The sequence below is a fragment of the Kitasatospora sp. P5_F3 genome (genome assembly GCF_054049135.1).
In genome coordinates this window covers 1-8,717 of record NZ_JBFUMY010000121.1, presented here as the reverse complement: position 1 = coordinate 8,717, position 8,717 = coordinate 1, and the positions used below count along the sequence as shown (strand labels likewise).

At 71.8% G+C, this 8,717-nt stretch carries 8 protein-coding genes and 2 pseudogenes; 7 read left to right on the top strand and 3 right to left on the bottom strand.

What is annotated here, in order from left to right; all coding sequences use genetic code 11:
- Positions 1–53 precede the first annotated feature (53 nt).
- Entirely contained in the window at positions 54–830 is a 777-nt protein-coding gene (locus tag ACXJMZ_RS35160) for a hypothetical protein (RefSeq protein WP_457034078.1), read from the top strand.
- Positions 831–885: 55 nt separating this feature from the next.
- Here the strand turns inward: ACXJMZ_RS35160 and ACXJMZ_RS35155 are convergent, their stop codons facing one another.
- A complete protein-coding gene (locus ACXJMZ_RS35155) occupies positions 886–2,208 on the bottom strand; it encodes a right-handed parallel beta-helix repeat-containing protein (protein WP_457034077.1) in 1,323 nt (440 codons plus the stop codon).
- Between the two features lie 31 nt (positions 2,209–2,239).
- Between ACXJMZ_RS35155 and ACXJMZ_RS35150 the strand changes: the two genes are divergently transcribed.
- Together ACXJMZ_RS35150 and ACXJMZ_RS35145 are read left to right on the top strand one after the other, a co-directional pair.
- Positions 2,240–3,406: a Dyp-type peroxidase gene (locus ACXJMZ_RS35150; protein ID WP_457034076.1), complete on the top strand. Its 1,167-nt coding sequence runs from the start codon at positions 2,240–2,242 to the stop codon at positions 3,404–3,406.
- Between the two features lie 86 nt (positions 3,407–3,492).
- Positions 3,493–3,678, top strand: a pseudogene (locus tag ACXJMZ_RS35145) (hypothetical protein); the annotation flags it as partial.
- Between the two features lie 57 nt (positions 3,679–3,735).
- Here the strand turns inward: ACXJMZ_RS35145 and ACXJMZ_RS35140 are convergent.
- A pseudogene (locus tag ACXJMZ_RS35140) lies at positions 3,736–4,404 on the bottom strand (NADPH:quinone reductase); the annotation flags it as partial.
- A 308-nt stretch (positions 4,405–4,712) separates the two neighbouring features.
- On the opposite strand from ACXJMZ_RS35140, the gene ACXJMZ_RS35135 reads away from it, so the two are divergent.
- The 4 genes from ACXJMZ_RS35135 to ACXJMZ_RS35120 all read left to right on the top strand — a co-directional run bounded on the left by ACXJMZ_RS35135 (position 4,713) and on the right by ACXJMZ_RS35120 (position 8,170).
- A complete protein-coding gene (locus tag ACXJMZ_RS35135) occupies positions 4,713–5,567 on the top strand; it encodes an IS5 family transposase (protein WP_457034075.1) in 855 nt (284 codons plus the stop codon).
- 60 nt (positions 5,568–5,627) lie between these two features.
- Complete coding sequence (locus ACXJMZ_RS35130; RefSeq protein WP_457034074.1) at positions 5,628–5,948, top strand: hypothetical protein; 321 nt, start codon at positions 5,628–5,630, stop codon at positions 5,946–5,948.
- Entirely contained in the window at positions 5,948–6,595 is a 648-nt protein-coding gene (locus tag ACXJMZ_RS35125; RefSeq protein ID WP_457034073.1) for a nucleotidyl transferase AbiEii/AbiGii toxin family protein, read from the top strand. The genes ACXJMZ_RS35130 and ACXJMZ_RS35125 overlap by 1 nt, the downstream gene beginning before the upstream one ends.
- 204 nt (positions 6,596–6,799) lie before the next feature.
- The gene (locus ACXJMZ_RS35120) at positions 6,800–8,170 is read left to right on the top strand and encodes a hypothetical protein (protein WP_457034072.1); all 1,371 of its coding nucleotides are present in this window, start codon (positions 6,800–6,802) and stop codon (positions 8,168–8,170) included.
- A 200-nt stretch (positions 8,171–8,370) separates the two neighbouring features.
- Here ACXJMZ_RS35120 and ACXJMZ_RS35115 read toward each other — a convergent pair.
- The coding region (locus tag ACXJMZ_RS35115; RefSeq protein WP_457034071.1) for a tyrosine-type recombinase/integrase at positions 8,371–8,717 on the bottom strand (347 nt) is incomplete at its 5' end.

Genomic DNA, 8,717 nt, shown 5'->3' with positions numbered 1-8,717 from the left:
CGTCCCGGGGCCCCTGCCCGAACCCTGCCCCGCCCACGGAGGACGACCCCGCAATGGCTACCGAGAAGAAGCGACGCCCCCGCCGCCGCACCGCCGTGGCCACCGCCCTCGCGGCGGCCGTGCTCGCCGCCGGCGGGGTGACGGCCTGGCGGCTGACGGACCACCAGGAGGAGAGTCGCCCGCTCAGCACCGAGGAGGCCTCACGGCTGGCGCTGTCGCGGTTCACCCTCTACGGCAACGGCCCCGTCCGGGTCTCGCTGACCGCGGAGGAGGGCGGCGGCCTGGTAACGGAGGTGCACGGCGTCATCGACTACCGCACCCGGCACGCGGCGGGCAGCTACCGGGTCCGCGGGCCGGCCGGCACCATCGACGAGGGCCTGGTGGTGTGGGACGCCGGCGGGCTGGGTCTGGCGAAGCCGCCCGCCGGTGTGGCCGGCCCCGCCTGGGAGCAGGCCGACCACGTGCCGCGCAGCGGCTGGGCCTCGCGGCCCTTCGGCACCGACCCGCTCGACGCCGGCCTCGACCTGCTGGCCCAACTCGGCGCGGACCGGCCCGACAACCCGCTGCTGCTCGCCCAGTCCGGCCCCCGCTGGCTGGGCCGCGACCGGATCGAAGGCCGCAGCTACGACCGGATCTCCGGCCCCCGCCCGCGCGGGGCCGCCGACCGCGACACCGCCACCTCCCCGCTCACCTACTGGATCGACGCCGACGGCGGCCTGCGGCGCGTCACCATGCGGATCGCCGGGCTCCCCGCGCCCACCACCCTCGACCTGGAGGGGCCGCAGTCGGACGCCGAGCTCCCCCAGGCCCCGTGGGCGACGGTCAGCTGACGTGCCGTCCCAGCGCGAACGACCCGCCCGGACGAGAGAGCCGGCCGAGGGGGCGTCAGAGGCCCGTCGGCAGCGGGTAGGAGGCCGGGTCGACCGGTCCCGGGAGGGCGACGGCCGGGACGGCGGGGGCGTCCGGGTCGGGCAGCGAGGGCTGGGCCGGCGGTGCGGGTACGGCGTTGAACGGGGTGCCGGGCGGGGCCTGTACGGCCGCCGCGCGGCCCCTGGGCACCGGGGCGGAGCCGTTCACCCCGCAGGGCGCCAACTGCTCCAGCCCCGGCGGGCTCTGGACGCCCGGGCCGTTGCCGGTGAAGCAGTTGCTCGGCGCGGCCGCCGCTCCGACCAGGTCCACCCCGTTGCCGGTGACCTGGTTGCCGGTGACTCGGTTGCCGCTCGCCGGGTGCCCGGGCGGGTCGGTGACCACCACGCCCGCCGACCGGTTGCCGGTGACCAGGTTGCGCTCCACCCGGTTGTCGACGCCGCCGCCGATCCCGATTCCGATGCCGAATCCGCCGTCGGCCTGCTGCGGGGAGTCCGCAGAGTTGTTGTCCGCGACCACGTTGCCCGCGATCACCGCGCCGTGCTGGGGCGCGAGGGACTCCAGGTCGTTGGAGTTGACGGTCACTCCGACCCGGTTGCCCACCGCCCGGTTGCCGACCACGGTCAGGTTCTCCGAGGCGTTGGTGATCTCGATGCCGACCGCGTTGCGCTCCACCGTGTTGCCCCGCACCAGGGTGTCGCACGGCCGGCACTGGCCGACGTAGATCCCCGAGTCGGCCATCCCCGAGGCGTACGAGTCCTCGATGATGCCGCCGCGGGCGTCGAAGGCGTAGATGCCGTAGAGCGCGTTCCCGTACGAGGTGACCCTGGTCGCCCGGAAGCCCTCCACCGGGGGGAAGCGCGTGGTGTCCAGCGGGTCGTAGGCCGAGCCGCCCGCGCCGTGGCGCTGGAGCTTCTCGTCGGTGACGCCGGTGAAGAGCACCCCGTTGGCGAGGTAGCCGCGTACCGTCAGGTTCTCCACCACGGTGCCCGCGCCGGTCGCGGTGATCCCGTTGACGAGCTTCAGGCCGCCGTCGAGGACCACCCCGTTGCGGTCCGTGCCGCGCAGCACCACCCGGGGCCTGGTGATCCGTACGCTCTCCCGGTACGTGCCGGGCGAGACCAGCACCAGGTCGCCGGGCACCGCGACGTCCACCGCCCGCTGCACCGTCGGGAGGTCGGCCGGCACCCTGATCACCGCGCCCGGCGGGTGGCGGTCGTCGGACGCCCCGCCCTCGCCGCCCGAGGAGCATCCGGACGCCGCCGCCAACACGCCCAGCGCCGCCAGGCAGGCCCCAGCCTGACGGCACATCAACTTCATGAAACCACGGAGGAATTGCATGGATCGTGTTCTACCGTCTGGAATGGACGGCATGCACACCGAACACGCGAACCCGCAGGGCGGGGCCGCCCCCGGCCGCCCCCGGTTCGACCGTCGGACCCTGCTCACCGCGGCCCTCGCCACCGGAGCGGGAGCCGCGGGCGCCACCACCTTCACCCGAGCGCCCCACCACTCCCCGGCCGCGCCGCCCCCGCCCGCCGCCGTGCCGTTCCACGGCGCCCGACAGTCCGGGCTGAAACACCCTCAACTGCCGGTAACCAGGTTGCTCTCCCTAGACCTGCCGGGCGGGGCGGGCCGGGACGCGCTGCGCGGTCTGCTGGCCTCGATCGGTGCGGTGCTGGCCGGGGCGGCGGACGGCTCCCTCGGTGACGCCCGCCTCGACGGCACGCCGCCGGTCACCTCCCTGGTGGCGGTCGGGCCCGGGCTGGCCGGCCGGCTGCGGCTGAACGTCCCCGAGACCCTCGCCGAGTTGCCGGCCTTCGCCGGTGACCGCCTCGAACCGGCCCGCAGCGGGGGTGACCTGCTGGTCCAGCTCGCCGCCGAACAGCCCTGGACCACCGGCGTCCTGACCGAGCACCTGGTCACCGCGGCGGGGCGCAGCGGCGCGGCGGTCCGCTGGAGCCAGGCCGGGTTCCTGCCGCCCGTCCCCGAAGGGCGGACGCCGCGCAACCTCTTCGGCTTCAAGGACGGGACCGCCAACCCCGCCCCGGACGACCCCACCCTCTGGGGGCCGCCCGGACCGCACGCCGACGGGACGGTCCTGGTCTACCGCCGGATCCGAATGGACACCGGGGCCTTCGCCGCGCTCCCGAGTGAGCGTCAGGAACTGGTCATCGGACGGCGGGCGGACACCGGCGCCCCGCTCACCGGCCACGCGGAGCACGACGACCCCGACGTCTACGCCAAACACCCCGACGGCTCCTACGTCCTCCCCGCCGACTCCCACGTCCGCCTGAGCAGCCCCCGGCTCGACGGCGGCGCCCGCATGCTGCGGCGCGGCTGGTCCTACGACGACGGCCCCACCGACCGGGGCCTCCTCTTCTGCGCCTTCGTCCGCGACCCGGCCCTCTACATCCGCGTCCAGACCCGCCTCGCCGAACGCGACGCCCTCACCCCCTTCGTGACCCACACCGCCTCGGCCGTGGCCTGGGTCCTCCCGGGCGCGGAGGAGGGGATGGAGCTGGGTGCCGGCCTCTGAAGGGCCAGGGTCCGCCCCCCCTGCACGGTGACGGTCGCCCTGACTTTGGCCCCTTGGTAGCGCCCTTCCAATTCCTTGACCAGGGCCTGCGCGCGGAGGGCCACGAGATCCGGGACGGGGACGTGGCCCGGCTGTCCCCGCTCAAGCACAAGAATCTGAATGTGCTCGACCGCTACAACTTCAACCCCTCCCAGCCGGTCGACGGGCTGCGGCCCCTGCGTGACCCGGACACGGTCGACCTCGATGACGATGATGACGGCGCGGAGGACTGAGACGCGTCAGGGGCCGACAGACGGCAGCGGCCGCTGCTACGGCGGCTTTCCAGGGCCTTATCGGGGGATGTCGATCAGAACGCCGCCGCGGCCGCCGGCGTCGACGCGGTCGTGGGCCTTGGCGATGTCGGCGAGCGGGTAGCGGTCGCCGATCTCGACGGTAGGCGCGCCGACGGCGGCCGCGGAGGTCAGATCACGGGCGGCCTGGCGTTTGGCGTCGGCGGGGAAGTCGTCGCTGCCGACCAGGCGCAGGGTGACGTTGGTGAACAGCAGGGTCCAGAAGGGGATTTCGGTGCGGTCGGCGCGAGTGGCGTAGGCGGCGATGACCGCGCCGTTGGCGGCGACGGCGTTGTCGAGGTCGGCGTTGTCGGACAGGGACACCTTGATGATCCGGTCCACACCGGCGGGGGCGTGGGCGAGGAACTCGACGGCCGGGTCGGCGGCGTCGAGGGCGACGGCGTGGGAGATGACCACCGGATCGACCCGGTCCAGGTCGGCTGTGCGGCGGACGGTGCCGATGACGGTGGCCCCACCCCAGGCGGCGAGCTGGGCTGCCAGCGAGCCGACCCCGCCCAGGGCCCCGTTGACCAGGACGACCTTGCCACCGACGGGGCCGTCGACGATCACGCTGCGGTGCGCGGTGATGCCGGGGATGCCCAGGCTCGCGCCGAGATCGTCGAAGAGGTGCTCGGGCAGCGGGACGGTGAGGCCGGCAGGCACGACTGACGCGCAGCGCTTCGCCGACGCCGCTGCCGGCCACCCCGACCTGCTGGACAACGACACCTTCACCTGGCTGACGCAGGCCGTCTTCGAGGAGCGGCTCCTCCTGTGCGAGGCACATCTGCCCCGCACCATTGCGCTTGCCCTTCCCGACTGGGCGGCGGAGAGCCTCCTGCCCTTCCTCGAGCCGGACGACGAGCCCACACCGACTCAGAGGACGTCAAGTCCGTTTCTGGATGATCTGGTGTCGCCCGTTCGTGGGTACGGAGGCATTCGGACTGACTCGCGTGTCGTGTGCATGATGGGGTCGGGGTATGGAACGGATGCCGTACTCAACAGACTTGTCCGACGGGCAGTGGGCCTTGATCGAGCCACTGGTCACCGCCTGGAAGCTGGAGCGGGTGTCTCGCTCGGCGACCGGGGCCCCGGGCTCCCGCGACCTGCGCGAGGTCGTGAACGCGCTGCTGTACCAGAACCGGACATGCTGCCAGTGCCGGCTCCTGCCACACGACTTACCGACCTGGTCGGCGGCGTTCTACTACTTCACCCTGTGGCGCCAGGACGGTCTTGACCAGCGGATTCAGGAGATCCTGCGCTGTCAGGTGCGTGAGCGGGCCCGGCGATTAGAGGACCCGTCCCTGGTGATCATCGACACCCAGTCCGTACGCGTGGCGGCGGGAGTGCCGAAGGAGACCACGAGACTGGACGCGAACAAGAAGGCGCCCGGCAGGAAGCGGGGACTGGTCGTCGACGTGCTGGGCCTGATCATCGGTGTGGTGGTCCTGGCCGCCAGTGCGCACGACAACGAGGCCGGCATCGCCCTGCTGGACCAGGCGGCCGAACGGTGCGGGATGCGCCTGGAGAAGGCCTTGGTCGACCAGGGCTTCAAGGACGCCGTGATCATCCACGGGGCGTTGAAGGACATCACCGTCGAGGTGGTCCGGCGCAACCCCGACGACGAGGGCAAGGGGTTCATTCCGCAACCGAAGCGGTGGGTGGTTGAGCAGGTCAACGGCACCCTCATGCTCCACCGGCGCCTCGCCCGTGACTACGACCACCGGCCCGACAATGCCGCCTCCCGCGTCTACTGGGCCTCCACCGCTGGCATGCTCCGCCGCCTCACCACCCCCAGCCTTGCCTGGCGCGACGACGTCGAGCTGGCCGCGTGAACGCTCGGAGGAGGGCGAGAGTCCTGGAACACCAGGTCTCGGTGCGGCAGACTAGTGACCATGAGTAGGTATGCCGTCGCCAAGCCGTACGCTCTGCCGGCGTCACTGAAGCAGCTGGCCGGTCCTACGGCCGGCGCTGTCACGCTGCCGCGGCACCTGGACTGGGGCCCGCCGTACACCTACGATCTCGGCGATCCGGCCGACCTCGTCCTGATGTACGAGAGGGTGATCCGCGAGGCCCAGTCGCCCGCCGACCTCCATGATCACCTGGATCGGAACACCCTGCTGCGGACCTGGGCGGAGCTGTTCCTGCCCAGGGAACTACGCGCCCTGTGGCAGGCACGGTTTCCCGAGCTCGGTCCGCGCGCGGCAGCGGCGTAGTGGACGAGCAGCACCGGCGCTTGATCAGGATCGGGCTGGACGCCCTCGCCGAGAATTTCGGCTATGCCCTCGCCGGCGGCTACGCGGTGCAGGCGCATCGCATCGTGGACCGGCTCAGCGACGACGTCGACCTGTTCGCCCCCATCGACCGCGCGACGGATGAGATGCCGGCCGCCGTCGCAGCGGCCGTCGCCGCCTACGAGGCGGCCGGCTACGCGGTGGAGGTCGTGCAGCAGGTGCCGACCTACACACGCATGAACGTCACCGACCCGGTAACCGGCGCGCAGAACAAGGTCGAGCTGGTGGCGGAGTTCCTGCACCACCCGCCGGTGGCATCCGACCTCGGCCCGGTTCTGCACCGCGACGACGTCGCCGCCGGCAAGACCGGCGCGCTCTTCAGTCGCGCCGAAGTCCGCGACGCCATCGACGTCCACGGCCTCCTGCACGCCGGATACTCCCGCGGACGGCTCCTCGAACTCGCCGCCCAGAACGACGCCGGCTTCGACCACGCCATGTTCGCCGACGCACTGCGCCGCGTCGAACGCTACAGCGACAAGCAGTTCGCCGCGTACGGGACCGAACCGCCTGCCGCTGCCGCGATCAGGGCCGAGTTCGCCGACTGGCGCAGCCGCCTCAACCAGGACTGACCCACCTGCGTTCGCCGACCACAGCGCCCGCAGGAACGACACGCCCCGTCCCTGCCCGGTCCCTGCGCAAGTCTTCCCCGAGCAGCGCCCGTGGCCGGAGGCTCGGATTCCAGCCATGTCCGTGTGCGCCCTGGCATGCGCCCCGCCGGCGCGGCCTATGGTGCGGCATCTGCTCTGCGGAACTGGAGAGTTGGGGGCATACACGTGGAGGAAGACATCTCGAAGAACGTGACCGAGGTCCTTCGGCAGCTGGCACAGCCGTCGAACGTCGCGGTCCACTCCAGCGCGAAGCTGCTCAGGGACGTGGAAGCGTGTGCGGCCAAGGACGACCAGAAACGGAAGGAGAAAGAACTCGAACCCCTTCGTCGCAAACAGGGACTCGGCCCCCTCCCGGCCGCAGAACACGGTGATGGGATCCAGCTGACGCCGTGGGACGTGCTGCACACCCTCGGACGTGCGACCGCGCTCGCCCGGCGCGGCGCCGGGCGGGGCCTGGCGGAGCATTGGGGCTGCCTCAAGTACAGCCAGGCGCTGGAGGGCATGGTGGGCACCTTCATGGCACTGTCGGCCGAGGGCCGCGACACCGCCAACTACTACAAGGCACTCCAGTCCGACGAGCTCGGAGTCGGCTTCGCCCTGGCCGTGGCCAAACAGGTGCTGGCCAAGCGTTATCCGGACCACAGCGTGTCGATCATTCCCGCGGACACTGCACTGCGAGCCGGATTCGCGGTGACCAGTACGGACGCCGGGACGTCCGTCGGCTACTCGTACCGACCCCAGTACTTCGCCGAGGTGTGGAAGCCCGGGCGGCCCTCGCGGGTCTTCCCGATCGCCTGCAAGGGCAACCACAGCGGCCTGTCCGCCTCACACGGCCAGCTGGCCTCCGCCGCGGTCCACGCAGATGCCGTCCACATCGGCGGATGGACCGACACGCCCGCCCTGATCTTCAGCACGGAACTCCCCGTCGACGGACCGATGAGAATCCACGCACTGCACGCGCACGGTAACGGCGGCGAACTCGCCCACCCGGCCGAAGACGCTCGGAACCTGGATAGCGAACTCGACCAGGACAACCTCTTCCCCGGCATCCTGCTGCCCGCGGACAGCGGTGAGAGCCCGGACACCGTCCCCGGCTTCCACCTCACCCCCGCCCACAACGCCTGGTTCCAGCACGTCCTCGCCCGCACCGGCGCGGCCGGCCTGACCGCCTTCGCCGGCGACGCGGAAGCGACCGCCCCCTACCTGACCGACCGACAGGGACGCAAACGCTACAGGGGCATCTCGCACGCCGCGATCGGCAGCGTCCAGGACGCTGAACGGACGCTGCTCGGCATCCCCTTCGTCGGCACCGACCACGTGTACCGCCTCAACCGCACCCGGGTCGAAGCGTTCTCCGGGGTTGCCGAAGACCTCTTCAAGCACCTCGCGAAGCGCTGCCTCAACCGTTACCGCAGCGAAGCGCACGCCCATCGCTCCACCTGGCCGACCGACTCCTGGGACGACGAGGAATGGGGCGGCCCGGTATCCATCCACCCGGACGGATCCGTACTCGCCCTGCGGGCGTTCTCCGCCTGATACCGGCCCCGAGCGCGTTCGAATGCCCTCGGCACGCGCTGCTCCGGCTCTGTCCGCATGATCCACGACCGTCCACGAGCCGGAGCACCTCGCTGGCCCCGAGTCTGTGCACCAACGAGGAATTTGGGAGAGGTTGTTGAAGTACCCGTACGTGCAGGGTCGGTCGACCACCCAATCCGCGGTGGCGATGATGCCGTTGGCTATGCCGCCAGCGGCGTTCCGTCGTCATCGTTCGGGAGCACGCGGAGTCGGTCGGGTTGGGCTCGGTCGAGTGCGTCGGCGAGGGCGAGGACCGCTTCGTCGGCGGAGTCCTTGAAGAGGTGGCCGTAGAGGTTGATGGTGGTGGCGAGGGTGGCGTGGCGCAGGGTTTTGGAGATGACGGGCAGGGGGACGCTTGCGGCCGGGGCGAAGCTGGCGGTGAGGTGGCGCAGGTCGTGGAGGGCGATGCGGGGGACGCCGGCTTTGTCGCAGAGCCGGTGGAAGTGGTCGAGGACGTTCTTGGGGTGGAGGGGGCGGCCGTGGCGGTGGAAGACGTAGCCGCCGCTGG

What these genes read in the sequence shown, in the direction of transcription:
- ACXJMZ_RS35160 (WP_457034078.1), top strand. Translation starts at nt 54, where the DNA reads ATGGCTACCGAGAAGAAGCGACGCCCCCGCCGCCGCACCGCCGTGGCC.
- ACXJMZ_RS35155 (WP_457034077.1), bottom strand. Translation starts at nt 2,208, where the DNA reads ATGCAATTCCTCCGTGGTTTCATGAAGTTGATGTGCCGTCAGGCTGGG.
- ACXJMZ_RS35150 (WP_457034076.1), top strand. Translation starts at nt 2,240, where the DNA reads ATGCACACCGAACACGCGAACCCGCAGGGCGGGGCCGCCCCCGGCCGC.
- ACXJMZ_RS35135 (WP_457034075.1), top strand. Translation starts at nt 4,713, where the DNA reads ATGGAACGGATGCCGTACTCAACAGACTTGTCCGACGGGCAGTGGGCC.
- ACXJMZ_RS35130 (WP_457034074.1), top strand. Translation starts at nt 5,628, where the DNA reads ATGAGTAGGTATGCCGTCGCCAAGCCGTACGCTCTGCCGGCGTCACTG.